The organism is Pseudomonas sp. CCI1.1 (genome assembly GCF_034348165.1).
GTDB classification, from domain to species: domain Bacteria; phylum Pseudomonadota; class Gammaproteobacteria; order Pseudomonadales; family Pseudomonadaceae; genus Aquipseudomonas; species Aquipseudomonas paracarnis.
In genome coordinates this window covers 831,703-857,688 of sequence record NZ_CP133780.1, presented here as the reverse complement: position 1 = coordinate 857,688, position 25,986 = coordinate 831,703, and the positions used below count along the sequence as shown (strand labels likewise).

21 protein-coding genes and 1 pseudogene are annotated in these 25,986 nt (G+C 55.8%); 8 read left to right on the top strand and 14 right to left on the bottom strand.

The genetic code is table 11. The features are described 5' to 3' along the window. Window positions 1-31: 31 nt before the first annotated feature. From RHM69_RS03770 to RHM69_RS03755, 4 genes are all read right to left on the bottom strand, one after another. Window positions 32-853: a glycosyltransferase gene (locus RHM69_RS03770; RefSeq protein WP_212549540.1), complete on the bottom strand. Its 822-nt coding sequence runs from the start codon at window positions 851-853 to the stop codon at window positions 32-34. 535 nt (window positions 854-1,388) lie between these two features. Beyond that, the gene (gene tnpC, locus RHM69_RS03765) at window positions 1,389-2,912 is read right to left on the bottom strand and encodes an IS66 family transposase (RefSeq protein ID WP_282376567.1); all 1,524 of its coding nucleotides are present in this window, start codon (window positions 2,910-2,912) and stop codon (window positions 1,389-1,391) included. An 18-nt stretch (window positions 2,913-2,930) separates the two neighbouring features. Next, a complete protein-coding gene (gene tnpB / locus RHM69_RS03760) occupies window positions 2,931-3,290 on the bottom strand; it encodes an IS66 family insertion sequence element accessory protein TnpB (RefSeq protein ID WP_249342589.1) in 360 nt (119 codons plus the stop codon). A 484-nt stretch (window positions 3,291-3,774) separates the two neighbouring features. Next, on the bottom strand, window positions 3,775-4,680 hold the full coding sequence (locus RHM69_RS03755) for a WcbI family polysaccharide biosynthesis putative acetyltransferase (protein ID WP_249342593.1): 906 nt from the start codon (window positions 4,678-4,680) through the stop codon (window positions 3,775-3,777). A 289-nt stretch (window positions 4,681-4,969) separates the two neighbouring features. On the opposite strand from RHM69_RS03755, the gene rfbA reads away from it, so the two are divergent. Beyond that, window positions 4,970-5,851, top strand: a complete 882-nt coding sequence (gene rfbA, locus RHM69_RS03750) for a glucose-1-phosphate thymidylyltransferase RfbA (RefSeq protein ID WP_212551069.1) — start codon at window positions 4,970-4,972, stop codon at window positions 5,849-5,851. Then, window positions 5,851-6,399 (top strand): dTDP-4-dehydrorhamnose 3,5-epimerase, encoded by a 549-nt coding sequence (gene rfbC / locus RHM69_RS03745; RefSeq protein WP_212551068.1) that lies wholly within the window; start codon window positions 5,851-5,853, stop codon window positions 6,397-6,399. The genes rfbA and rfbC overlap by 1 nt, the downstream gene beginning before the upstream one ends. A 40-nt stretch (window positions 6,400-6,439) precedes the next feature. Here the strand turns inward: rfbC and RHM69_RS03740 are convergent, their stop codons facing one another. Beyond that, window positions 6,440-7,507, bottom strand: coding sequence for a replication initiator protein A (locus tag RHM69_RS03740; protein ID WP_212551067.1), 1,068 nt, complete (start codon window positions 7,505-7,507; stop codon window positions 6,440-6,442). A gap of 1,701 nt (window positions 7,508-9,208) precedes the next feature. Between RHM69_RS03740 and RHM69_RS03735 the strand changes: the two genes are divergently transcribed. The 3 genes and pseudogenes from RHM69_RS03735 to RHM69_RS03725 form a co-directional block, all read left to right on the top strand. Further along, a complete protein-coding gene (locus tag RHM69_RS03735; protein ID WP_212551066.1) occupies window positions 9,209-9,391 on the top strand; it encodes a hypothetical protein in 183 nt (60 codons plus the stop codon). 95 nt (window positions 9,392-9,486) lie between these two features. Beyond that, on the top strand, window positions 9,487-9,948 hold the full coding sequence (locus RHM69_RS03730; RefSeq protein WP_212551065.1) for a hypothetical protein: 462 nt from the start codon (window positions 9,487-9,489) through the stop codon (window positions 9,946-9,948). Window positions 9,949-9,990: 42 nt separating this feature from the next. Then, window positions 9,991-10,351 (top strand): annotated as a pseudogene (locus tag RHM69_RS03725) (RNA helicase); the annotation flags it as partial. A gap of 85 nt (window positions 10,352-10,436) precedes the next feature. Here the strand turns inward: RHM69_RS03725 and RHM69_RS03720 are convergent. The 8 genes from RHM69_RS03720 to RHM69_RS03685 all read right to left on the bottom strand — a co-directional run bounded on the left by RHM69_RS03720 (window position 10,437) and on the right by RHM69_RS03685 (window position 21,087). Further along, complete coding sequence (locus RHM69_RS03720; RefSeq protein ID WP_249342588.1) at window positions 10,437-11,534, bottom strand: acyltransferase family protein; 1,098 nt, start codon at window positions 11,532-11,534, stop codon at window positions 10,437-10,439. A 96-nt stretch (window positions 11,535-11,630) separates the two neighbouring features. Next, window positions 11,631-13,697 carry an ArnT family glycosyltransferase gene (locus RHM69_RS03715; protein ID WP_212551063.1) on the bottom strand — a complete coding sequence of 689 codons (2,067 nt, stop codon included), beginning with the start codon at window positions 13,695-13,697 and terminating at the stop codon, window positions 11,631-11,633. Between the two features lie 52 nt (window positions 13,698-13,749). Then, a complete protein-coding gene (locus RHM69_RS03710; RefSeq protein ID WP_212551062.1) occupies window positions 13,750-14,088 on the bottom strand; it encodes a 4-amino-4-deoxy-L-arabinose-phospho-UDP flippase in 339 nt (112 codons plus the stop codon). After that, window positions 14,088-15,131, bottom strand: coding sequence for a glycosyltransferase family 2 protein (locus tag RHM69_RS03705; protein ID WP_212551082.1), 1,044 nt, complete (start codon window positions 15,129-15,131; stop codon window positions 14,088-14,090). The genes RHM69_RS03710 and RHM69_RS03705 overlap by 1 nt, the downstream gene beginning before the upstream one ends. A gap of 43 nt (window positions 15,132-15,174) precedes the next feature. After that, window positions 15,175-17,661 (bottom strand): glycosyltransferase family 4 protein, encoded by a 2,487-nt coding sequence (locus RHM69_RS03700; RefSeq protein WP_212551061.1) that lies wholly within the window; start codon window positions 17,659-17,661, stop codon window positions 15,175-15,177. Further along, window positions 17,661-19,082, bottom strand: a complete 1,422-nt coding sequence (locus tag RHM69_RS03695) for a class I SAM-dependent methyltransferase (RefSeq protein WP_212551060.1) — start codon at window positions 19,080-19,082, stop codon at window positions 17,661-17,663. The genes RHM69_RS03700 and RHM69_RS03695 overlap by 1 nt, the downstream gene beginning before the upstream one ends. Then, window positions 19,079-20,296, bottom strand: a complete 1,218-nt coding sequence (locus RHM69_RS03690) for an ABC transporter ATP-binding protein (RefSeq protein WP_212551059.1) — start codon at window positions 20,294-20,296, stop codon at window positions 19,079-19,081. The genes RHM69_RS03695 and RHM69_RS03690 overlap by 4 nt, the downstream gene beginning before the upstream one ends. Continuing rightward, on the bottom strand, window positions 20,293-21,087 hold the full coding sequence (locus RHM69_RS03685; RefSeq protein WP_212551058.1) for an ABC transporter permease: 795 nt from the start codon (window positions 21,085-21,087) through the stop codon (window positions 20,293-20,295). The genes RHM69_RS03690 and RHM69_RS03685 overlap by 4 nt, the downstream gene beginning before the upstream one ends. A 489-nt stretch (window positions 21,088-21,576) precedes the next feature. Between RHM69_RS03685 and gmd the strand changes: the two genes are divergently transcribed. The 3 genes from gmd to RHM69_RS03670 all read left to right on the top strand — a co-directional run bounded on the left by gmd (window position 21,577) and on the right by RHM69_RS03670 (window position 24,747). Then, on the top strand, window positions 21,577-22,608 hold the full coding sequence (gene gmd / locus RHM69_RS03680; protein ID WP_212551057.1) for a GDP-mannose 4,6-dehydratase: 1,032 nt from the start codon (window positions 21,577-21,579) through the stop codon (window positions 22,606-22,608). Continuing rightward, window positions 22,608-23,504, top strand: coding sequence for a GDP-mannose 4,6-dehydratase (locus RHM69_RS03675; RefSeq protein ID WP_212551056.1), 897 nt, complete (start codon window positions 22,608-22,610; stop codon window positions 23,502-23,504). The genes gmd and RHM69_RS03675 overlap by 1 nt, the downstream gene beginning before the upstream one ends. Before the next feature lie 136 nt (window positions 23,505-23,640). Next, entirely contained in the window at window positions 23,641-24,747 is a 1,107-nt protein-coding gene (locus tag RHM69_RS03670) for a glycosyltransferase family 4 protein (RefSeq protein ID WP_212551055.1), read from the top strand. 42 nt (window positions 24,748-24,789) lie between these two features. On the opposite strand, the gene RHM69_RS03665 is transcribed toward RHM69_RS03670, so the two are convergent. Continuing rightward, on the bottom strand, window positions 24,790-25,536 hold the full coding sequence (locus tag RHM69_RS03665) for a class I SAM-dependent methyltransferase (protein WP_212551054.1): 747 nt from the start codon (window positions 25,534-25,536) through the stop codon (window positions 24,790-24,792). Between the last annotated feature and the right edge of the window lie 450 nt (window positions 25,537-25,986).

Sequence of the window (25,986 nt, the reverse complement as noted above, 5' to 3'; positions counted from 1 at the left end):
TAATATTTCATTATGTCAGCAGCTATTTTTGTCACACAGACAAAACAGAGTTAATTCCGAACTCTTTCAGAAAGTTATTCGCTTCTTCTGGCTGGAAGATTTTCCCCACACATTTTTCAAAGCTATCTTTCGAATCATTTTCTGAATGGAACGCTCTTATAAATGCAGGTGATCGTCCATCGCTAACTGTTGGAATTTTGTCATCGGTCTTGATGTGATTTCCACACTGGTAGATTGAATACCTTCCAGTTCTGACTGATTTACCTTTTCTTGATATGTATGCCAATCCTGCTGAACCAAATCGCCATTTGTAGTCAGCCAGTTTCTTTATATTCCCACTTTCATCCAGTAAAGCACCATACCCTCGAGCAAAGGAAATTACGCATCCAGAAAATCCTGGTTGAAGATAGTGATCCATTTGCTTTGCAAAATTTGGAGAAAGGGCATCATCATCATCAAGTCTGACGCTAGCATAAATGTCTTGATCATCAAGACTATTAACATACTCATTTAACCCCGACCTCACATCAGCATTTGATTGGTCTAGTGCCAGCACTTCAAGAAATTTATTTTCTTTTGTAATTTCTATTAAAAAATCGCTGTTTTTCTTAGGTAATAAATTTGAAGTCAGTAGAAAAACTTTCAACGTTACATTTTCAGGTTTATTCTTGTTAAGCTCTATCAAAGATTTTAGAGTTATTTTTTCAAAAAATGACTGTCTTTTGCTCATTCTTTCAGAAGAAAACAATTCTCTCTTATAATCTTCTTCCGAGTCCCTTCCGATAACCCACGACTTCCTCATTTCAGGAGCATATAAGGAATACCGTATCGTTATCACAATGTGCTTATTCATTTTCTTTTTTCCTAAGAATTACTACGTCCCACAACATTAATTTTCAACAATTTCTCATCAATTATCGAGCTACAAAATTTTTACATTATACATCCAATCTACTTTTTTGGAATCTAATTTTTTTAAAATTACAAGGTTAATTTACTAAACTCTAGCTTTATGACAACTGTATTCTCTGTTTCTATCCACTTATCGATACCGTATAGCCCCATCGTCAAAGATCCTACGTCTCTGCATTCAGAGCGTTTACGCCGTGATCGGAATAGCTTCCATCCCATACGCACTTGGCCACTCATTTCATATGACGAGAGTCCAGCGCTTGCCGTTGCCATTCAAAAAACCCGTTCGCATCCATACCCACCTGGACAGGCGGGCGCATGCGAAGCAGAAAGTGAAAAGATTTCTTTTACCCTGTACGACTCGACCAAAGCTGATCAGCCGTAGGTGGATTTTCGGAAGTCAACGAACGTGGGGTAGAGGTCGATTTTTTGTATGCGATCCATAAACCCCACCTACCCAACAGTGGGTTAACGGTTTACCGTTGCATCTCTGGTAAGCAGTTCCACGGCAGCAGAGCTTCGTAGTCGGCTACTGACGAGGCGTGCGGCAGCCACGTATAGGGTTCTTGGCCGTTGACCTTTGCGGTCTCGACCAGGCTGTAGATCTTCGCGCTGGCGGTGGCACCGTTGACGGTATCGCTGAACAGCCAGGCCTTGCGCCCGATGACAAACGGCTTGATCGCTCTTTCGGCCGCATTGTTGTCGATGGGCAAGTAACCTGCTTCGACGTAGCGCTCCAGCCGGCTCCAGTTATTCGCCAGATAATGCACTGCCTTACCCAGCGCACTTTGCGCCGTCACCTGCGGCTGGGCTTTATCCAGCCAGCTTTTCAGTTGCGCCAAGATCGGCAGGCTCTTTTCCTGACGACCGATAAACCGCTGTTCATCGCTGACGTCCTTGAGCTCGCGTTCGATGCCGTACAGCTTGTTGATCATCATCAGCGCAATATCGGCCCGTCCGGTTTTACCCTTGGGCTGCACTTTTTGCGCGTCCACGAACTTGCGTCGTGCATGGGCCATGCACGCCAGGCGTTCGACGCCTGGCAGCAACGCCAACGCGTTATAGCCGGCGTAATCATCGGTCATGACATAGCCGCGATAACTTTCCAGCAGTCGTAACGGTACTTCCTGCGCACGGCTGGACGTGTAGTCAAACAACACGACTTTGCGATCCGGCGGGCCGCTGGCTTGTACCCACATCCAGGATTGACTGGTCGGGTCTCGATCCGGTTCTTTCAGCACCTGCACGCGCGTTTCATCGCAGTGGATCACCGGACTTTCCAGTAATCGATCACGCATCAGATTAAGCAGCGGCTGGAAGTATTCTCTGCATTGGACCACCCAGCGCGCCAAGGTCTGGCGCGGGATCTCGATACCGTGGCGGCTCAGCACACTTTCAAACCGGTGCAGCGGCAGACCGTCCACATACTTGGTGGTGAGCAGCATGGCCAATACGCTCGGGCTGGCCATGCTCTTTTCGATCAGTTGCGCAGGTTTGTCAGCAGTGACCGGGGCTGCTTCGCAGCCCCGGCAACCGTAGACCTTGCGAATATGTTTGATGACGCGGATCTGCATCGGCACGATGTCCAGTTGCTTACTGGTTTCTTCGCCGATGGCGTGTTTGCGGCAACCGCAGGCACAGGTCAGTTCGTGTTCTTGCAGTTGGTGGATGACTTCGATACGCGGCAGATCAGCCGACAGGGGCTTGCGTTTGCCACGGCGTGGCGTCGGTGCAACGACTTCTTCATCAGCTTCACCGACTGAAGGCATCGGCTCGCTTTCAGGCTCGTTGAACAAGGCCAGTTGCGGCGTATTGGGCTCCACGGTTTGCTCGGACTTGCGCCCAAACAGACGGTCGCGCAACAGCTTGATCTGTTCTTTCAGATCGACGATGTGGGTCTGATAAGCCTGAGCCGATTCCTCCTGGCGATTGAGCGCCTCAAGCAGCAGTTGCTTGAGCAGGACAGGATCATCAGGAAGGTCATCGGGCAGGGGAATCATGGCCCGGATTATACCGGGTCACGCCACGTAGCGCGGGGTCAAAACTTGATGAGGGCGGTTGCGCCAGAGATCAAAACCGTCGAGCAACCAGTTCAGTTCCTGGACGCTGAGGACAATCGCTTCGTCTGTGGCATCGGGCGATGTTTTGAAACGCTCCGACTCCAGGCGTTTGAGCCAAAGACAAAAGCCGTTGCGCTCCCAATACAAGATCTTTACTCGATTGCGAGGTTTGTTGAGGAAAACGAACAGTACGGGGTCGAACACCGCCACCTTGATATCCAGCTCGACCAGCGCTGCCAGGCCGTCGATAGCTTTTCGGAAGTCCACAGGTTTGGGGTAGAGATAGACTTTTTCGACTTTGGCGTCGGGTGGCATCATGAGGTGCTGGCTCCAGAGGGAATCGGGAGCACAGCATCCAAGATCATCTGGCCGCTTTGACTGTGGGGTTCATGGAGCGCTTACGATTTTTTCGACTCTGGCGTCGTAGCGTATCGTGAGCGACTAGCTTCTAAAGAGTCTTAGGAACTCAGCATCGGGGATCAGGTCATGGCTTAGAATCTAGGATTGGTACGAGATTTACGTTAAAACGGTAAAGGGGAATAAACGCGTACCTTATGTATAACTACGCCATGCGCTGGAATGCCCGTCGCCAGTGGCGTTTATGGAAATTTTAAGGCATTGCTTCTGTAAAACGGTTATCAGCAACACCACGATGTTGACCAAACCCCATCTTGTAAAGGTGGGGTTTATAGGAAATATAGACTTTAAAATTGATACAACTAATAAAAAGAAGTTTTCCACCACCTAACTAGGTTCGTTTTGCAACCTTGTCGAAAGCTCCATTGTTTATCATAAAAACCATCTATTTCTGTATGCCCATTACTGCATTATCAAATTTATTCAAAATATCCATACACTCCACTACCCTTCTGTTCTTTCTATTAACGTCTAAAACCTCTTGGGATTTTTCATAACCGCTCCAACAGAGAGAAACATATTTTCGATAACTGTCTATACCTTCCATGGAAAAATTTTCGGCATCGAAACTAATTCCCAAGTTTTTACTTATAAATGGGAAAATCGGAAGAATGGCTTCTTGAAGGTACTCATCAGTTGCTTTATTTTGAACTGGGCTAAGCCCTAATTTGTCAATAACTTGATCAACCATATAGATTAATAGCTCATTGGTCGGGTGATTAAAGGTCCAGAACAACTGTCTATTTTTATAGTTATCCTCTATGAAATCAGAAATTTTTATATCACAATCTTGTTCACGCTCTCTTAAGTTCAAAAGTGATTCATCTATATAGCCCTCTAGCCAATCAGCAGCACCTTTGTAATTTTCATAAAATTCGAATAACTTCTCTAGGCTGTAGCCTTTAATTTTAGCCGCAATACAAAAGGCATCATGATAATCGGATGGAAAATGTGAATACTCCGGAACACGCGGTGTCACACCTCTGCCTTTGGAGTCTTTGATATAGATAAAGCTAGGGAAGTACCCAATATAGTGAGCATTGGGAACAACAATGATCTTTGCGCCAGCTTTAATTGTATCTACCAACTGCCCCGTACCGATGGGAAAGTTGTTGTAATTATTTGATATTAAATGCGTCACTACAACATCGGAAGAAGACAGCGTAGCGATAACCCCTTTGATATCATGCTCTTTTAGCAGGTGCACTGGTTTTATCTGGATTATTTCGCAAGGAACGTTGAGTCTTTGTTGAAGCAAACTTTTAATCGGGGCCGACTGACAGTTCCCCATTACACATATTTTCATTTTCCCCCCAGGAAAACTTTTTATCTATCGAAAATTATTAAAATGTGATCCAGTATAATACCAAGAACCACACTCATTAACTATATAACTTTAAACCATGCCAATCACTCCGTACACCTGCAGCTCCTTAAAATTTTACCCTTCAATAAAGCTTATCTCTATCACTGACCGCGCATTTTCTCCAGTATTGAGTAAACTCTAAACGCTACAGGCAAGATATCTGGCCGTGCAAGCATACTGTACGCTGGATGAACCTAACGACTAAAGGACTCCCATGGCACGTAAAGGAATCATCCTAGCAGGCGGCTCCGGAACCCGCCTCCACCCAGCCACACTGGCAGTCTCCAAGCAATTGCTGCCCGTGTACGACAAACCGATGATCTATTACCCGCTCAGCACCCTGCTGCTGGCAGGTATCCGCGACATCCTGATCATCTCTACACCGCAGGACACGCCGCGTTTCTCCCAACTGCTGGGCGACGGCAGCCAATGGGGGCTTAACCTTTCCTACGCAGTACAGCCAAGTCCTGACGGACTGGCACAGGCCTTTACCATCGGTGCCGACTTCATCGGCAACGATCCGTCCGCATTGGTGCTGGGCGATAACATTTTCTACGGCCATGACTTCCAGTCGCTGCTGCTCAATGCAGACAAGCGTGAGTCTGGTGCTTCGGTATTTGCCTACCACGTGCACGACCCTGAGCGTTATGGCGTCGCCGAGTTCGACAACAGCGGCCGCGTGCTGTCGCTGGAAGAGAAGCCCAAGGCGCCGAAATCCAGCTATGCCGTGACCGGCCTGTATTTCTACGACAACCAGGTCGTTGATCTGGCCCGTGATCTGAAGCCATCGCCACGTGGCGAGCTGGAAATCACCGACCTGAACATTCTGTACCTCGAGAAACAGCAGCTGAACGTCGAGATCATGGGTCGCGGTTATGCCTGGCTCGACACTGGTACCCACGACAGCCTGCTCGATGCCGGTCAGTACATCGCCACGATGGAGCGTCGCCAGGGCCTGAAGATCGCCTGCCCTGAAGAGATTTGCTTCCGTGCCGGCTGGATCGATGCCGAGCAAGTGGAGCGCCTCGCTCAGCCGCTGCTCAAGAACGGCTATGGCCAGTACCTGAAGAACCTGCTCAAAGAAAAGGTGTTTTGATGCAAGCCACTCCATTAGCCATTCCTGAAGTCGTACTGTTTACCCCCAAGGTATTCGGTGACGAGCGTGGCTTTTTCTACGAAAGCTTCAATGCACGCGCCTTTAAAGAAGCCACCGGTCTTGAGCCTGAGTTTGTCCAGGACAACCACTCGCGTTCGGTAAAAGGCGTGCTGCGTGGTCTGCACTACCAGTTGAACCCTGATGCACAAGGCAAGCTGGTACGTGTGGTGCAAGGTGAAGTGTTCGACGTGGCGGTGGATATTCGTCGCTCGTCACCGACCTTTGGCCAATGGGTCGGTGCCGTGCTGTCGGCGCAGAACAACAACCAGTTGTGGATTCCGCCAGGCTTTGCCCATGGGTTCATTACCCTGAGCGACACGGCCGAGTTCCTGTACAAGACCACGGATTTCTATTCGACGCAGAGCGAGCGCTGCATTGCCTGGAACGATCCCGACATCGGGATCGAATGGCCGCTCGATTGCACGCCGCAGTTGTCCGGCAAGGACCAGTTGGGCGTGGCGTTGAAGGATGCTGATCTGTTCGACTGAATGGTCTGAAAGGCGGAGCGCGCTGCAAGGGGCGCTCCGCTTAAAGCGCGTTCCATTGCTCGCGCTGCGAATGATGAACGATGCGCAGCATCGGCCCCTCCTTGCCCTCTTCCTCGGCCACGCTGTATTCAGGCACGCATTGGGTCTGAATGACCTTACGCAGCAGGCGAGAAAACTCTTTGAGCGTTCCTGCACTACCACTGTGTTCATATAACGTATGAAAGCCCCATAAAGCCATCCTCTTCCCGGCGGTCCTGCACGCCAGTCGGTAAATGAACCGGCCCACGCCTTGGCTGATGCTGAAGTAATCTTTATGAACGGTAAGCACGTCAGGTTTATGCCCCTTGGTGATCTCGTCAAACATCCAGTCAGCAATTCTGATTCTGATCGACTCGACGGCTTTGGTTTTGCTGTGACTGACGACTGAGAAAGACGTGATGAGGTTCTCCCCCTCGGTCAGGGTCTTTAACAGCCCACCCACATTGCGAGTGCGTTCAATACGAATGTGGGTAGTGCTTAGCCTTTCCAGAGCCTCGATCAATTTGTCTTTCTGGCTACCACCGACATTTTTCTTGCAGAAGCTCAGTATCTCGTCGATACGAGAGCAGAATATCTGGCCGGGTTTCTCGCCCTTTCCGGCACGGTACCGGTTCATTGCCTCGTTCAGATGAGATATGGCCATCAGGACAATGTCGTAATCCCAGATGGATGCCATGCCGCATAGGCTGGATGAAACCTGCACATACCCGTTCGGCAAGTCATAACGAATAACCGAATTGGCGCGAATGTCTCTCTTGGACAAACGAAATAACGCGACGTCCATCACGCTGCGATTGTCACGTGCACCCACGTCATAGGGCATGGGGGCAAACATGTCGCTGCAAATCGTAAAGCTGCGCTTGTTTGCCTGACCGACTTTGAGCTTGCCGATAGCGGCAGAGGCTGGTGCACGTCCCGCAGGTGCTTCACCGGCTGCGACGCTGGTTTTATTGCGGGGCTTTTTGGAAGGAGCTTCTGCCGGGTTAACGACCAACACTTCCTGCACGTCAGGCTGCGCTTTTCTGGATTGAATCGAATCCAGACGGCGAACGTGCTTGTTGGGAGGCATAGAAAATTCCTGTGAGGGAGAAGCATCGGCGATGAATCCGAGTGGGGCGCAATGTTACGGGCCTTGTTGAAATGGATAAATCAGACGACAACGCCAGCGGTTATAGGAATGCGAGGGCGTTTGCTTCGGAAATTTCTTCATCCGCATGTAGGAAGTCAGTATTTTCGCGGCTTCCAAGGGGATATTTCATCGAAAAGCATTGTGCTTGGGGAGGGAAACGCTGCCAGACGCTGAAAAACGTGTTGAGGTGGATCGCGCGCTACACGCATGTTTTTAGTTTTTAACTAGTTTTAATATAGTTTTAGCCATTGTGTATAACTCACACAGCCCACGTCGTACGTGGCCTGTAGGGTAGGCATAACCCTGTGGACAGGTGTGCAATGTACAAATTTGGGTGTGCAAAGTACCGGTTTTGGTGGGCGATTTACGCAGGAAAATGCGCTTTTACGTGTCAAGCAGATTTTCTACTGTGCAAACAGGATTTATTCGCAGTCTGAAAATTGTGGATAAGACCTGCAGACCACGTTATTCAAGGCTTGGCGCTCAGTAAAACCCTGTGGACGGGTGTGTAAAGTACAAAACCAGATGGGTGAATTTCAGGTTCTTGTGCGTGAATTACGAGGCTCATGCAGCCTGGGTGTGCAAAGTACAAAGAAAAACGGTTTCAAGCCGTTTTTACGCAGCCTGCCCTCTTGAAAGACCCCGTATTTGCTGGGCATTCGCCAGTGTCACTGCGCATTTCTTGTACTTTGCACACCCGAATCAACTCTTCAGGTGAACGACAGAAAATGTGTGTGAATTACGGGGCATCTGGCCCATTTTCAATGTCTGGCATGTAGTCATCGTCGGGGTGGCGCCCAAAGCAGCGCCCGCTCCAACAGGTGATGTATCCAGCACTGGATGAATGGTTAACGCCTGTCTTGTGGGAGGCAGCAGCTGTCTTTGCCTATACCGGCCTCTTCGCCTGCAGAGCAGCCTCCTACAGGTCATGTGCCAGCTCTGGATTAGTTGCTCAGCGTCAGTCCGTAGAAGGCCGCTCTGCTGTGGACGGCATCCCGGCGCTGGCGCGGGGTGCTAGATGGCCCGGTAGACACAAACGCTTATCTTCAAAAACGAGTGTGTGTTCCCACCTGTTCCCACTTCTTTTTATCCGGTGGGAACGCTGCAAGCCGCGCGGTTGCTGGGCGTTCCCACCGTTCCCACTGTTCCCACTGTTCCCACCGATTTCAGGTCCGCTCTCAAGCAGAGAGCATTTTCTGAGTTTTTGGAGCACTTTCATAAAAATGTGCCTGTGATTCCAAAACGGTGGGAACAGTGGGAACGGCGTAAATAATCAATAATTACAAAGCGTTAAGTGTTCCCACTTTGTTCCCACCTCGATTTTGGTGGGAACAGATTTTCTGTGAGCCCGGCGTCAGCCACTCCTAAGGTTGCACGCCATCGTGATGCCCGGTATGGTTCGCCGATCCATGGTCAATCCCATGGTCGGGCGTGGAAACCCGTTTTCAAGAAGGCGCATAGGCGCCCCCATTGCGATTGCTGGCGCTTTTTTTGTGTCCGCATCTATATGGCGGCTATGTGTGGGCAGGCTTCGGCCTGGCCGGTAACCTTCTTGGCCGGTATTTCCACCCTGCACATAGCTGCCACCCAATCCCGTGGAAAGGATCGTGTCGGCTTCGTTCTCAAGAAGGAGCTTCAATCATGCATACACGCAATCCATCCAGAATCAGCGCGCTTGCGCATCGCCGCATGGCCCTTAGTGCCCTGCACGCTGACTCATCGCTTGCCAGCCGCATTGCCCGCTACAACCACCATATGGACCGCGCTCGTGCCTTTGAAAAGGCCGCTGTCGATCCATGCCCGGACCCCATCGCTTCGACCTGATCGACGCATCGTCTGAAAAAACGGGATCGCGGGCACCGCTGAGGTGCCCGCGAGGGTGATCTGTATTCCAGGGCCATAGGGCCGGCGGAAAAATAATGAAAAATCAAAACGGCGCACCGGCGCCAACGGGTTCGGCTTGCCGGAAAAAAGCCATCGAGTCCCTGCCAGAGCTGTCTCCACGCCCTGATTACGCCATCGACCACACCGGCAAGCGGCGCGGAAAAATGACCGCCATTGCCTGGTATCGCGCAAGCACTATGGGCAAAGGCGCGTTGTGGTTGTGCCGCTGCGAGTGCGGATTGTTCGAGTATCGACGGCCAGGTAATTGGCAAAGCCGACCGCATCCGAACGACATGTGCGACGCGTGCCTGCGCGCCAAGGGGCCTAATTCCAAAGTCACCGCTCAAGCCCGTTACCGGCAATGGATTGAGGGCTTGCGTGATCTGGGCCTTACGGACAATGAAATAACCCGGATAACTGCGTCAGGCAGCAAGGTGGAAACCCGAGACAAGACCGCTGCTGAAATCCGCGAGCAGATCGCCAGGGAAGGCTTATGAAAATCGCCACAGTGTATTTCGCAAAGCGCTGCAATCGGCTTTCGGGCCGCTTGTGTAGAGGACAACGCGCAGGCTGGGCGGGTGGCGGATCGCTTCGCGGTAATCGCGCTGGCCGGGGAAATGGCCATCGCCTACACACTGCTGCCCTGGACACCGGGCAGTGCCTTGGCCGACTGCCTGTTGCTGTATGGGAGTGGCTTACCTGTTCAACAAGCCGGCGCTGATCGAGGCGGCGAACGGGTATGGGCTGGCGCGGATCGTCAAGGCACTGGAGGGCGTTGGCGGTCTTGACCGGCGTGACAGTGATCGCAAGCGGCACACCAAGAAGTATCGGTTGCCGGGTGGCGGGTTCGCGGGGCTGTATGTGGTGAATCCTGAGGTGATTGATCCGGACAACGGTTGACCTGTGGGAGGCTGCTTTGCAGGCAAAGACAGTTGCAGCCTCTCACAGGCCAGGGTCACCCTTGGGTTCAGGCGTTGGCCTGTCATCAGCCAATCGCAGAGCGGCCTTTTCCAGAGCGAGTCTTGAACCGCGTGCGCAGCGCACTTTGCACGGGCGCTTCGAACCATCGGTGGCTGGCCAGGCTCAGTGGAATAAGCACGCCCATGAACAACAGCAGCATCCATGGGCTGTAGAAGATGTCGCGGGTATAGCCCAGCCGGTCGACGCTCAGCGCAAAGACAATCTGCAGGGGAAAGTGCAGCAGGTACGAGGAGTAGCTCAGGTCGCCGATCACCGCCCATGGCTTGAGCAGGTCTGGCCATAGCCAGGACAGTGAAGCGATGAACATGACGCTCACCGGAAAGGCGATGCCCATGATGAAGTAGGTGGGCCGCACCTCTGTGGCTACCACGAAGGTCCAGGCCAAAGCGCTCAGGATCAGGCTTATGGCGCAGAGGGTTCTGGCTGTGAGAAATCTGCCCAGAGCCTGCATGATCAGCAATGCCATGCCTCCGGCAAAGAAGCACAACAGGCCGCTGCCCAGTTTGTAGTTGTAGGGGTAAAGCGCGTAACCGGCGGCCAATAGACCCGCTGCCAACAGATAGCGAAACCGGCCGGTCAGGCAAATCAGGAAGAACAGCGCGTACAACAGGCACTCAACTGACACCGACCAGATCGGCGCGTTGAACGACCATCCCGATTCAAATCCCCAGGCCGGAATCAGCAGCACATTGAGCAAGGCGTGATAGCTGTCGTTGGTCTGGTAGACGAACCAGGCCGGGTGGCTCTGGATGAACGCCCACTGCAGTCCGGCCACCAGCAAAAACGTTGCGATATGCAGCGGGTAGAGGCGGCTGAAGCGGTCCATGAAAAAGCGCGAGGTCGATAACTTGCGTTGGGCAATCCGCTGGGAGAACAGCCAGAAGAATACGAAGCCGGAGATCACGAAAAACAGCTCAACGGCCAGCGAGCCATGCCGGTAGAACAGTTGCAGGGCGTCGAACAGTGGCTGGCGGGTCACATCGAAGTTTTCAGGCTGCCCGCCAACGTAGAAGAAATGTTGCCAGTGCCAGAAGACCACGGACAGTGCGGCGATGCCCCGCAGTACATCCAGTGGGTAGATACGATGAGGCGCTGAGGGCATTCGGAACATTCCTACTTGGTAAGAAGAAAATTCCGAAGCTTATCACCGCTCTAGAAGGAGCGCCGCCGGTTATCGGCGGCGCTGTCGTTCATGCACTCAACGGACCTGGCGAATGTCCAGTTGCTCCAGGCCGATGCCCAGTGGGCGATCATCCTGGCTCACGCCCAAGGCCTTGGGCGACACAGGAGACGGAATCCTGATGGTCAGGCTTTCGGTCTTGCCTGAGGTGGTAATGCGCAGGGTACGCGACGTCATATTTACCCCCAGGTCGAAGGGGTAAAGGCGCCCCTCTACTTCGACGTTGATGGCCTGGCCGGCATTGGGGCCAAAGGCCTTGGCGTTCAGGGTCAGGTCGAATTGAGCAGGCAGCGGTTTTTTGAGCTCAATCCTGACCGTCGGGCCGATCGACCAGGCGCCCCAGGCTTCGGGCGACTCAAGACCGGAGACCTTCGCCACCAGCGCGGGCCACTGCGCACCGTTGAAACCCAGCTGCAACGGGTAAAGCTTTATGGCTTTTTTAGCCAGCGAGAAGCCGTTCAGCTTGATGACGTCGAACTCGTCCTCGGCAAACTGAACGTCCCCTATCGCCAGAATCCATTTTTTGTCATAGGCGGTCTGGGCGGCGGAGTAAGGCTGCCCCGGCACATAAGACAGGTCACGCACCGCATGCCGGTTATCGACATAGACCAGAGCGCGCAAGGTATGCGCCGGGTTTTCACCGATTACAGCCAGTTGTGAGAGCTCGTTTTCAGGTACATAGCTTTTGGCGAACAGCCCGGCCTTATCGTAGGTGTCGATGACCATGCGCTGGCGTACTTCCGCATTGTTGTAGGCCGTGCTGATGGCAATGGACACCGGCAGGTACAGGCAGACGAAGACGATGCTGCCGGCGCTGGCGGACTTGTACCAGAGCAATACGGTAAAGGCACAGAATCCGGCCAGCAGCATGAATACGCGGCTATTGAGGGTAAAGCCACGCAGTTCAGGGCTATCGACATAACTGGGCGTGTACGGATGCAGGTAGGTCAGTGCGGCATAGCCAAGAATGGCCAGAACCAACAGCGCCACTGCCAGGCGCCAGTATTTGAGCGACTCGCCATGCATGCGGTCCAGTTGCGAACCAGCGGCGATGAACAGCAGCGGCAACATGAAGTTGTAGTAACGCATGTGCACGCGGAAGTCAGTTTCAATGGCATTGGTGCCCGCTACGGACGCCGAGAACAGAGTGACCATGGCAATCAGGTTCAGCCACAGGGCCAGGGTGCAAAAGGCAATACGGTCGTCGCTGGACAGGTTGGGATTGGCCAGTGCCTTGATTGAACCGAACAGAATAATGGCCACGGCCGTGCCGAACATGACGGTATTGGCCAGCAGGTGGCCTTCGACGATGGTCGGTGTGACCATGAGGATGTCCAGGTAGCGTTGTAATGTGCTGGCGCTGGATTCCAGGGTCGAGTTATAGAAACTGCCAAACAGGGTCAGACCTGCCTTGCCTGCGACCAGAAAACTGATGATGAATTTGGTCGCTAACAAGGAACCGACGAACAGTGCGGCATTTTTCAGGCCGACGGTCAGCCACTTTTCAGTGCCCTTGTACGAGAAAAACAGGATGCACAGGCAAAAGCCCGGAATGATCAGCAGTGCGTGGGGTTTGACCAGTGCAGAGCAGCCCATCATGAAGCCGAACAGCAGCCACTTTTTGGCCGGGGCTTTGACATCAAGGCCCAGGAAATACCAGATGCTGATCCAGAACGACAAAAAGAACAGCGGTTCCGGCATGTAGTACGCGGTGTAGCTGTTGACCGGGCCCAGCAAGCTGATCGCCACGATCAACAGCGATACAGCCAGGCCACAGAAACGCCGCGCCACCAGATAGATAAAAGGGGCTGCGGCGACAAAAAACAGGGTGTTGAAGAATTTCGAGCAGAAAAGAAATCCGCTGCCGCACACATTGGTCAGGTTGTAGATGGCCAGGTACAGGTAGCCGGGAATGAAGGCTTCCGACAGGGGCATTGACCTGGACATGGTGCTGTAGGTGTATTCATCTCCGAGGACGCCGGGGTACAAACCGGCAGATCTGAGCATAAGTAAAATCATTGCCAGCGCCATGATGCCCATGAGAATCATGGGCGCGCTGAGCCGTGTTCCGCTTGAAAAACGCATTACCGCTTCCTGTGTATGACTGCATGACCGATCGGCCATGCAGTGAAATTCGCTACGACTTTACCGCCAGCACGATGCCAAACATGATGAACAGCACGCCGACGAAGTACTGCGTCTGGAAGCGTTCACCCAGAATGAAGTGGCTGCCGATCGGGACCAGCACAAAGGCCATGGCCATCAGTGGGTAGGCCTTGCCCAGGTCGATTTTCTGCAACACCCAGACCCAGGCAATGGTAGTCAGGCCATACAGGGCGAATGCCGAGCCCAGCATGATCAGGGTCTTGATTTCAAAAAAGGTCCCGGCGCGCTGCAAGGCGCCGGCACTCAGCTTGAACATGATCTGCCCGGCCGCGATGCCCACCACGCACAGTACTGCAATGAGGTACACCATTACCGATCACCTGCCTTGCGCTTGGTTTTGGTCTTGGTGAGGTGGAAAGGTCTTCTAGGCACCGAGGCAATGTCCTGTCCGAGGAAGGCCAGGATGAACTGGATGCCCAAAATAATCGGCAGTGCCGAGAGCATCACGGTGCCGGCAGGTGTTGGCACGTCCGAGCCCAGTGAGCCGATCCAGTGCGAGGCGCCGAACAGGAGGCCTGACAGCAGCAGCACCAAGCCCACTGGCAGCTCGATGGAGGCCAGCGACATGTCCCGCAGGTAGTAGTTGTAGAAGATCCGCTTACCGAAATTGCGCACGTGTTTGACGAAGAACTCGCCTACGACTTGCGAGATTTTCAGGTTGCTGACTTCATCGCCATATTTGGCGTCCATCGGTACATCTACCGCGACAGCGCGCAGAGTGTTCAGGCGAAACAGCATGTCGGTTTCGAAGAAGTAACGGCGGCTGATCTTGTTCAACGGCAAGTGTTTGGCCACATCGCGATGAATGGCGGTATAGCCGTTGGTGGGGTCGAACAGGTCCCAGTAGCCGGAAGAGAACTTGGTCATGAACGACAGCGCAGCGTTGCCGAACAGGCGGACCTTGGGCATTGCGCCAATTTCTTCCAGGTCGTAGAAACGGTTGCCCTTGGTGTAGTCGGCTTCGCCGGCCAGGATCGGGCTGACAAAGTTCATGATCAGCCCAGGGTCCATCTGGCCATCGCCGTCGATCTTGACGATGACGTCCATGTTGTCGGCAATGGCGGCCTTGTAGCCGGTCATGACCGCACCGCCGACACCCTGGTTTTCCGGGTTACGCAAGACCACAACGCGTGGGTCGGTGCAATGCTGTTCGACGTAGGCACCGGAGTTTTCCGGGCAGCAGTCATCGACCACATAGATTCTGTCGACTTCAGGGCCGATGTCAGCAATCACGCCCAGGATGTGGGCAATGACCTTGTAAGAAGGGATCAAGACGGCAATTTTGCTTCGGTCGTCTGCTTCGACGGTGCTTTGCACGCCTGAGTGAGTCTGGTCCTGCGCCTCGGTGGGCATACCTGCATTCATCTGTTGCTCTCAATCTTTAAAGGGTGAGTCATTAGCGTGCTGTCAGCACGGCCTTGAGCTGCTCGGCACTCTGCTCCCACGTCAGCCAGGGCATGGTGGCCGAGGTCGGGTGCTTGCCGTCTTTATGCAGCTCAAGCCAGGCCTGAATCGCGCTGGCCAGCTCTTCGGCAGTCATGCCCTGGAAGTAGAACGCATGCTCACCGGCAATTTCGCGGAATACCGGCAGGTCGCGAATGATCATCGGCAAGTGATGCTGCGCAGCTTCGATCAGCGGCAGGCCGAAGCCCTCGCCTTCTGAGGCGGCAATCAGGCAGGTGGCGGTCGAATATACTTTTTCCAGGTATTCGTCGCTGATGCCCTCGAGCCAGAACAGGCGGCTGCCTTTTTCCGGATGGTTTTCCAGGCGCATGACCAACTCGTCGACCAGCCAGCCGCGCTTGCCGATGATGACCAGATTGATGTCGACACCTTGTGCCCAGAGCGCTTCGAACGCGGCCAGGGCCTGGGCATGGCCCTTGCGCGGCTCGATGGTGCTGACCATCAGGAAGCTGGGCTTTTGCGCCAGGCATTTGAGTAACTGCGGGGCATCGTCGGGCAGGCCGCGCGACGGCAGGCTGTTGTCAATGTCGGCCCCCAGGTGGAAGCTGGTCACGGCGGGTTTGTTGCCACCGCATTTTTCCGGGTGCTGGTTCAGCCAGGTCTGCATTTCGTTGGCCACCGCTGCCGAGATGCAGATCAGGTTGCTGGCCACCAGGCTGATCTTGTGCAGCCAGTCGGCAAACAGGTCGCCGTTGGGGGCCAGCCACCAGTCGGGGCGATGGTGCAGCAACAGGTCATAGACGATGTAGTTGACCTGCACGCCCATCAGGCTCATCTGGTGATGCAGCGGGTAAAGCTGGCTGGCCAGATGCATGTTCAGGTCCAGGGACAGATAGATATCGTCCTGGGCAAAGTCGATCGTTGCATCAACCGTCTCGGGAAACACCGGGTGGATCCGCGAGGTGAAGGCGTTGGCGTAGTAGTAGCGGCCGTCGGCATAGTAGACCGGGCGCACGGTCAGCCCTGTGGGCGGCACGCTCAGGAATTCGTGCAACAGGCTGCGCACCACACGCTGGATGCCGGATTTGGCATCGCTGTGGACGATGCTGGAAACGTCCAGCAGCAGCTGCCGCTGCCCGGCGCCGGAAAAGTTGAATGCCATGCTTTTGGCGATCCTGAACAGCTCGGCCTCGCTCGGTGTCTGGTCGGACAGTGCGACCAGCTGCTGCAGCACGGTGTCCAGTGCAAGGCCCGCAGGCTGCGCCTCGATGGGCTGGTGGCGTTGCTCAAGCGCGGCAATGGCTTTTTTCGCCGACTCGTCCCAGGAAAACTTTGCGCACTGCTCGACGGCGTTGCTGATCAGGCGGGTACGCAAGCCTTCATCTTCCAGGCCCTGGAGCATTTTGGCGGCGATCGATTTGACCGACAGCGGATCGAACAGCGCCTCGTTGCAACCAATGACTTCCGGCACGCTGCTGCAATTGGAGCCAATCACTGCGGCGCCACAGGCCATGGCCTCGAGCACGGGCAAGCCGAAGCCTTCGTGGGTGGACGGGAACACGAACAGTTCGGTCAGCGAGTAGAGGCTGATCAGATCCTGGTCGTTCACGTAGCCGGTGAGCACCAATTGATGGGGATGTACGCCGTATTTTTCCGCGAAGCCCAGCAGTTCGGCCCGTTGCTGGGGGTGCAGTTTGCTGGCGATCACCAGTTGATGCTGGTCCTTGAGGTGATCGGGCAGCGTGCTGTACGCCTCTAGCAAACGGGCAAAGTTTTTACGTGGATCGAAGCCGCCCGGCGCATACAGGATGAAATCTGCGTTGATGCCCAGGCGCTCCAGCAGCGCTGTGTTGCGCGCCGCATCAACGGCGTCGGGCACGAACTGCTCGCCGATGGCAGCCGAGATGTTGGCAATTTTGTCGGCAGCGATGTTCAGGTGGGTCACCGCTTCCTGCTTCGAGGAGTCGGAGATGGCCAGCAGGATATCGGCGCTTTTAAGCCAGTCGATCTTGCGGAAGTAATAGCCCTTGAGCTCCGCCGTGGGCAGGTAGACCGCCTCGTTCATCAACGGAATCAGGTCGTACAGGATCGTCGCGGTCTGGTACCTGACCGGCACGGCGCCGATCGAGGTCACGGCGTTGGCCCAGTAGCCTTCGAACAGGCTGCTGACCACGACGACATCGGGGTTGAGCGAACCCAGGAAGTTTTCCCGCAGCACTTCGGCAGCGCGCTCGCTCCACGGGCCGGGGCTTGAGGCGTCCGGCACATCGAAGATACGAATACGCTGTGGCGGGATCAGTCCGGTAAAGGCCTTGCGGATATCCGAGATGCTGTCAGGCATGCGGCTGTTGAGGGCCAGCCAGATTTCGTGGTCGCCGGCATTGCGAGCCATGGCCAGGGCAAGCGACAGCGAGTAACGGCCAATCCCCCGGAAGCGGCTTTCAGACTGTGCGCCTTGCAGGTCAATAACAATACGCATCAGCGGTTTTCCTTACGCTCAAAAGCCTGTTTCAGTTCGGAGTAGATGTGCGCGACTCGCGGGCTGGCCTTGTCGAAACCGTCTTCGGAGGCTTCTGTGGCTGCCGTGACCGGACTCATTTCCTCGGGGCTGAGGTGAATGAGGCCATGCGCAAGAGCAAATTGCCGTACACGCTGGAACACCACCGGGTGGTTCTTGATGGCATTGCTGACGCGCAGACGCAGGCCCGGGCGATTCAAGACAAAGCGCACCGAGCGGAACAGCACCGAGCGCACGGTACGTTTGGGCTGCTTGAGGGTCCATTTGGCCAGTGACTTGGACACGCGCAACGGATGGGTAACCCGCCAGGAAGCGCTGTTGAGCAAAGCCATCATCTGCTGCTGGTAGGCCAGGTTCTGTGCTCTGATGGCGTTCAGCTCGGCCTTGACTCGTTCAAACTCGCCATCGACTCGTCCAAACTCGCCATTGACCCGGACAAACTCGCCCTGAATGCGCTCGAACTCATTGTGACGCAGCTCGATTTCGCTGTTTGCCTGCTCCTGCATCTGCTGCATGCGGATGTCAGCGTCAGCCGCCCGCTGCCACAGCTGATGCCCTTGAGCGTTGGTCTGGGCGTGGTGATGGTGCAGTTCATGGGTCAGGCGCTCCAGCTCGTTGAGCTGCGCCTGCGTGCCTGTCACCTGGCTGTCGTAGCGGTTGGCGAGCGACTCCAGCGACAGGCCATAAGTACGGTTGAAGGCGCCATCGAAAGCACGCAGGTGTTCGACCTGGCCTTGTTTCTGCGCAACGATGGCGTAGTCGGGACTGACGCCATGAAAGACGCTCATCAGGTTGACGGCGCCACCTTCGGCCAGTCCCGCAGGCTCTTGCAGACGCAGCAGCTTGGAGCGATGGAAACCGCAATATTCCGCCAGGAAGCTCAGCAGCAGGTGCGGAATGGGCCGCTCGTGGCTGGGGTCCAGGTAGAAGGTTTCGGTCCCGACCATCAGGTTTTCAGGGTTGGGTGTTTCCAGGATCAACAAACCGGCGGGCTTGAGCACGCGCAGGGTCTGTCGGACCAGTTCGTTGAGGACATCGAAGGGAATGTGCTCGGCCAGGTGAAAGCCCGAAACGACGGTCAGGCTGTTATCGGGCAGGCGCTTGAGTATTTCCAGTGCATCGCCCTGCTCGACCGGCAGCCCCAGCGCGTGGCAGGCCTCCAGCATGCCGGCATCGAGGTCAACGCCCAGCGGGTCGAAACCGTTGCTGATCAGGATTTCCAGCCACTCGCCACGGCCGCAGCCGACATCCAGCGCCTTGCGCTCGGGATACAGGTGTTTCAGCGGCTCGAGAAACGGCACATAGATTTGCTGGCGCTCGTGAATCAGTTCACGCGAGCCGCGATAGCGATCTTCGAACGCACGATAGAAAGAGCTGCTCATCGATGGCACTCCACAGTCGGTGGAATCCAGGCCAGGCCGACGAACTCGCCCTGGGAAATATTGACGACGTTGAACACGAGCGTTAGATCCACCCATTCATAGTTGCGCGCCAGGTGGCTGTCTGTGGTGTGCAATGCCACCGCCACCGAATACGACCCGACGCCAAGGTTGGCGATGAAATTGAACGAATACCCTGGTGTTTCACCCGCCTGCAAATCGTGCAGCGTGCAGCCCAGATGGTGGGTATTGGTGCCGAATACCGGCTGGCCGAGACGGTCCTTGATCATGTAGCCGACCACCAGTTCAGGGATGGGGCTGTTGATCTGTGTCTGGACGCGCAGCGACACCGGCTCGCCGACCGAGGCAAATTCGATGCGCTCGCCGGCGGCGTTATGCAGAGTGACCGCACCGATGCTGGCCTCGCCGCTGCCGGAGCGGGTTTGCAAGGAGCCATCTTCGAGCTCACGCACCTCGACTTTGGAGTTTTCTTTTTCAGCGATCAGGGCGTTGTAGAAATCCATGACTTCTTCAGGGTTGCCGTCTTTGATGACGGTGCCTTTTTCCAGCAGGATTGCGCGGTCACACAGGGCCTGGATCGAGCCACGGTCGTGGGAGACGATCAGCAGCGTAGTGCCCTGGCGCTGAAATTCACGAATGCGCTCGAAGCTTTTGTGCTGGAAGTAGCTGTCGCCGACCGACAGTGCTTCATCGACGATCAGGATGTCGGGGCGAAACGCCGTGGCCACGGCGAACGCCACGCGCATCTGCATGCCGCTGGAGTAGGTGCGCACGGCGTCGTCGAAGTACGTGCCTATTTCGGCAAACGCGGCGATGTCGTCGATAACGGCGTCGATCTGCTCGGCATTGAAGCCCATCAGGCCAGCGGCGTGATAGACGTTCTGGCGCCCGGTCAGGTCCGGAGTGAAGCCCATGCCCAGTTCCAGAATGGCAGCGATGCGGCCATTGACCTGCACATGCCCTTCGGTGGGCTGCAAGGTGCCGGTGATCATTTTCAGCAGGGTCGATTTGCCCGCACCGTTCTGGCCAACGATGCCGATGGCCTCACCGGCCTCGATATTGAAGCTCAGGTGCTTGAGCACCCAGTGCTCTTCGCTCGGCTTGACCGGCATGCCGAACCAGCGCGCCACGCGCTGCAGTTCAGAGGTATAGGTGCGGTAGGCCTTGCCCAGGTTGTTGACGCTCAGCAGGCTCATAGGACGTCCACCATTTCCGGTGCGGCGCGGCGGAACATGAACAGGCCCAGGCCCAGCAGTACCACGGCAATGGCGGCGGTCAGTGCAATGCTTTGCATGTCCGGTGCCCGAGCGTAGACCAGCACATCGTGGTAGGCACTGACGATCGGAAACATGGGGTTCATGGCCATATAGCCCTTGTATTCGTCAGGAATGATGTTGAGCGGGTAGACCACCGGGGTGAACCAGAACCAGATCTGCAACAGAATCGGGATCACCTGGCCTACGTCTCGAATGAACACGTTAAGCACGCCGATGATCAGCCCCAGGCCGACGGCCAGCGCGGTCACCACCACGGTCAGGGGGATGAGCCAGAGCATTTGCCACTGTGGCCACTGCCCCAGCAGGGCGAACACCACCAGCAGGGCGACAAACAGCAGCAGGTAATTGAGCAGGCAGGACCCGACGACGATCACCGGCAGGGTAATGCGCGGAAAGCGCATTTTCTTCATCAGGTTGCCCTGGTCGATAAACAGGGTCAGGCAGCGGCCAATGATCTCGGCAAACAGGCTCCAGGCCAATATCCCGGCCATCAGGTAAAGCGCGTAGGCATACTTGTTTTCAATGCCAGGCAGTTTGGCGGCCAGGACGTTGGAGAGCACCAGCGCATAAATCGCAACTTGCGCCAACGGGTTGATGATCATCCATAGACCGCCCAGGCGACTACGGGAAAAGCGGGCGGAAAATTCATTGCGAATGGACGAAAACACGAAACCCCGGTAACCCCAGAGGCTCCTAAACAACTCCAACATTCATGACTCCTGATAAGGGTGCGGCGGCATGGCCGCACGCTTGAAAGTGTGTTTCGGAAGATCCCTTTCGGGGGCCTGCCCACGGGCGGCAAAGTCCTTTGAGCCTTGGACAGCGAAACGCAGAAACGCCAAAAAGGAATTTCTGGAGGCGCACTATATCGCCTTCATCGCAATAGTCATCGTTTAGTCGTTCGGGTGGCCGCCTGAAGAAGGGGTTGGAGGGGGCATCCGGCTATTGGTTCACCCCATGAACAGGGACCGGGAATTAAATACCCGATTGAGTGTCAGTTAGCCACTAACGCACTCGGGCACTGTTCGATTACAGCGTTTGTACTGTTTCGATACAGCCGCTACAGCCGCAGACACATGGCCTGGCGGGTCGTATATAAGCGGCCTAACCTGTATCATCGCGTCCTTTCGTTTACTGGCCGCTGCTTGTGCCAGTCGTCCTTGGCTACCCACTCTTTTTAATGGAGTAAAACCCCCAGCATGAAAGCAATCGTTACCGGCATCACAGGTCAAGACGGCGCCTACCTGGCCGAACTGCTCCTCGAGAAGGGCTATACCGTCTACGGCACCTATCGCCGTACCAGCTCTGTCAACTTCTGGCGTATCGAAGAGCTGGGCATCCAGAACAACCCGAATCTGCACCTGGTCGAATACGACCTGACCGACCTCTCTGCCAGTATTCGTTTGCTGCAAACCACCGAAGCCACCGAGGTTTATAACCTCGCGGCACAAAGCTTCGTGGGTGTGTCGTTCGACCAGCCGGTCACCACCGCCGAAATCACCGGCCTGGGTGCAGTAAACCTGCTCGAAGCGATCCGCATCGTCAATTCCAAGATTCGCTTCTACCAGGCGTCCACTTCGGAAATGTTCGGCAAGGTCCAGGCGATTCCGCAGATCGAGAGCACGCCGTTCTACCCGCGCAGCCCGTATGGTGTTGCCAAGCTGTACGCGCACTGGATGACCATCAACTACCGCGAGTCGTACGGCATCTTCGCCACCAGCGGCATCCTGTTCAACCACGAGTCGCCACTGCGCGGCCGTGAGTTCGTGACCCGCAAGATCACCGACTCGGTGGCCAAGATCAAACTGGGCCTGCTCGACAAGCTCGAACTGGGCAACATGGACGCCAAGCGCGACTGGGGCTTTGCCAAGGAATACGTCGAAGGCATGTGGCGCATGCTGCAAGCCGATGAGCCGGACACCTTCGTGCTGGCCACCAACCGCACCGAAACCGTACGCAATTTCGTCAGCATGGCGTTCAAGGCAGTCGGCATCACCCTGAAGTGGGAAGGCAAGGACGAAGCCGAGCAAGGCATCGACGCGGCCACCGGCAAGGTACTGGTCGGCATCAATCCGAAGTTCTACCGCCCTGCCGAAGTCGAGCTGCTGATCGGCAACCCGGCCAAGGCCAAGGAAGTCCTGGGCTGGGAGCCCAAGACCAACCTTGAAGAGCTGTGCCGCATGATGGTCGAGGCGGACCTGCGCCGTAACGAAAAAGGCTTCTCCTTCTGATGAATATCGCCGGTAAGCGTGCCCTGATTACAGGTATCAATGGCTTCACCGGGCAGTTCATGGCCGCCGAGCTTGCCGCTCGCGGCTGTGAGGTGCTCGGTACCGGAAGCCAGCCTTCGAACAGCGCCGGTTACTATCAGGCGGACCTCACGGACGCCGCTGGCCTGCGCACGCTGCTGGCCGATATTCAGCCGGACATCGTCGTGCACCTGGCGGCGCTGGCCTTTGTCGGGCATGGCGTGGCGGATGCGTTTTATCAGGTCAACCTGATTGGCACCCGTAACTTGCTGGAGGCCATCGCGGCCTGCGGCAAGACGCCTGATTCCGTGCTGCTGGCCAGCAGTGCCAACGTGTATGGCAATGCGTCCAGCGGCCTGCTCGACGAGTCGACTCAGCCGGCGCCGGCCAACGATTACGCGGTGAGCAAACTGGCGATGGAGTACATGGCGAGCCTCTGGCACGACCGTCTGCCGCTGATCATTGCCCGCCCGTTCAACTACACCGGCGTCGGCCAGGCCGATAACTTCCTGTTGCCCAAGATCGTTTCGCACTTTGTTCGCAAGGCCGACACCATCGAACTGGGCAACCTGGACGTCTGGCGCGATTTCAGCGATGTCCGTGCCGTGGTCAGCGCCTACCGCGGCTTGCTGGAAAGCCAGCCGATCGGCCAGACCATCAACGTCAGCTCCGGCGTGACCCACTCGCTGCGTGAAGTGCTGGACATGTGCCGCGACATCACCGGCCAGACCATCGATGTACAGGTCAACCCGGCGTTTGTGCGGGCCAACGAGGTCAAGACCCTGTGCGGTGACAATACCCGTCTGCGCACACTGGTTGCCGACTGGCAGACCCCGCCACTGCGCGAAACCCTGAGCTGGATGTTGTCTGCCCGTTGAGTGGCACAACACCGATTCTGCATTCGCGAGCGTAAAGCTCGCGAATGCCGGTGTGCAGGCCTTTTCGCGAGCGCTACGCTCGCTCCTACGGGTCTTGTGCCGGTCTTGAGTGATCGGTCCCCATTCGAGTTCCCCCATGAAGGTATTGCACTTCTTCAAGACCTATTACCCCGACACCACCGGCGGTATCGAACAGGTCATGTTTCAGCTTTGCCAGGGCAGCCGCGCGTTTGGCGTGGAGGGTCAGGTTCTGACCTTGAGCCCGACCCCTTCGCCTGAGCGTATTCAGGTGGCCGACCACTCGGTGGTGCGGGTCAAAGAGAACTTCAACCTGGCCTCTACCGGCTTTTCGTTGTCGGCGTTCTCTACCTTCAAGGCCATGGCCGCCGAAGCGGACCTTGTGCACTTTCATTTTCCGTGGCCGATGATGGACCTGGTGCATTTCGCTACCCGCCATGGTCGTCCAACGGTGTTGAGTTATCACTCCGACATCATCAAGCAGCGCACCCTGCTCAAGCTGTATGCGCCGCTGATGAACCGCATGCTGGGCAGCATGGACCGTATTCTGGTCGCCTCGCCCAATTACCAGCGCACCAGCGAAACCCTCAAGCCCTTTGCCGACAAGACCGTGGTGGTGCCATACGGGCTGGATGAAACGGCCTATCCGCAGGTGTCGGGCGAACGCCAGGCGCACTGGCAGGCTCAGGTGCCGGACACGTTCTTTCTGTTCGTCGGTGTGCTGCGCTATTACAAGGGCCTGAGCACCCTGCTCGATGCTCTGGAAGGCGTGGATTACCCGGTGCTGATTCTGGGCGGCGGGCCGCAAGAACAAGAGCTCAAGGCCCAGGCCGAGCGCCTGCAATTGCGCAACGTGCGTTTTCTCGGCCGCCTGGACGACGAAGACAAGGCCTGCCTGCTGCAATTGAGCCATGCGCTGGTGTTCCCCTCGCACTTGCGCTCCGAGGCATTCGGCATTTCGCTGCTGGAAGCGTCGATGTACAGCAAGCCGATGATCTCGTGCGAGATCGGCACCGGCACCACGTTCGTCAATATCGACGGTGAAACCGGGCTGGCCGTGCCACCGGAGAACCCGCAGGCACTGCGCGAGGCCTTGCGCCGCCTGTGGGACAACCCCGAAGAAGCCGCCCGCTTCGGCACCCAGGCCCGGGCGCGTTTCGAGGCGTTGTTTACCGCGCAGCGGATGTGCGAGCGCACCGTTGAGGTTTACAGACAGCTGGTCTAAAACCTGTCGGCCTGCCGGTTACATGACCGGCAGGCCGGGGCATTACGCGTAGGGCTTGATCACCAGGCCCTGGCCGGTTGGCAGTTCCAGGACGGTCAGGCCAAACGAGGCCAGCAGCGGGTCTTCGGCCGCTTTCTGCGAACCGTAACTCCACCAGCCGTAGTCATCGAGAACCAGCACGGCGCCGGGCACCATGTTCGGGACGATGCGCTTGAGCGCCTCGACTTCGGCCGGTGCCTGGTTGAGGTCGACGTGGGCAAAGGCGATTTTCTCGGGAAAGCCCTTTTCGAACGACTCCGGCACATAGCCCTGAATCACTTGCACGAACGGGTAGTTCGCAAAGCGTTCCTTGACCTGGTTGTACAGCTGCGGGCCGTGCTCGGGCATGGCATGGTGTTCGTCGGTCTCTTGATGCTCGAACGCATCGTACAAATAGTACTGCTTGCCACTGGAGGCCATGTCGATGCGATCGGCAATGACATTGGCGGTGTTGCCCTTGTAGGCACCCACCTCGACAAAATCACCCGGCAGGCTGCGGGCCAGCGTGGCGAAGTGGCAGAGGATGTAGGTCCGCCAGATGATCGTCATTTCGATGTTGGAGGTGGCGTTGCGACGCATGATCTCCATGAAGCCTTCATCGGTCATGAAGCTGAAGTTGCGGTTCCAGCAGATGACGTTGTCGGAGCTGTAGAAGCTGTCCGGGGTGGCGACGCTTTGGCGCAGGCCTTCGAGGCTGTGCTTGAACAGGGGCAGGTTGGTGATGTTGAAGTTGTCGCCATTCACGATCATTGCTGTTACCTCAGGTTTATTGCCCACATCGCAGGGCGCCTCGATTGGCAGCACATGCCTGCCAGCCGGAAAAATGCTGTTTGACCCGAATCCGATCAAGACCCTTGCTGGATAGCGCGAGGCTGGGGATGACGTACTGCGCGCCGTGCGCCGACAGACGGAGGTTCCAGCGCACACTAGGGGAAGAGCCACAGAGGGTCAAGGTGGTGACAAGCCTTGCGCGGCTCTGCACCGCTGATCGTCTGCCGCTGGAAATGGCATTCAAAAAACAGTAATAGCCATATGATATTACCTGTATTCTGGCCTTAGCCTCTAAGGCTATGCCTTTTAATAACCAAAAAACAAAAAAAGGCAAAAAGCCATATAAAAAGTTCTTAATGTTTCTCAAGCCTCGGTCGCTAACGGTGACACATGGGCAACCCATTCTTTCCATCAAGCTAAGGCGGCAAC